The sequence below is a fragment of the Enteractinococcus helveticum genome, assembly GCF_001657475.1.
Lineage (GTDB): Bacteria > Actinomycetota > Actinomycetes > Actinomycetales > Micrococcaceae > Yaniella > Yaniella helvetica.
Map to the genome: position 1 here is coordinate 1 of NZ_LXEY01000013.1, position 399 is coordinate 399.

Here is a 399-nt window from a genome sequence, read left to right on the forward strand (position 1 = left end):
GTATTAAAACATAGTGAAACTTGTCCAATATCGGCAAATGCGTACGATCAATTTAATAAATTTTTATATGAACGCGATATGGACGGTTATTATTTGATTGTCCAACAAGAACGCGATTTGTCAGATTATATTGCTAAAAAAACGAACGTTAAACATGAATCACCTCAAGCATTTTATTTTGTAAATGGTGAAATGGTTTGGAATCGAGACCACGGTGATATCAATGTGTCGTCATTAGCACAAGCAGAAGAATAATGAAACTATAGGGTTGGAACATTTTGCCTTACACTACTAGACGTGAATAGCACAACTTAAATTCGTGTGAATCAGAGTAGTTTGGCTATAATGATGTTCTGACCTTTTATTTTATGTCACCTTTAGAAGCAGTTAAGTTAGTAC

Annotated in this window: 1 protein-coding gene; it reads left to right on the top strand. The window is 33.8% G+C overall.

From position 1 onward, the window contains the following. On the top strand, positions 1-255 hold a 255-nt coding region (gene ytxJ, locus A6F49_RS04310), incomplete at its 5' end, for a bacillithiol system redox-active protein YtxJ (RefSeq protein WP_043056570.1). Positions 256-399: the final 144 nt, after the last annotated feature.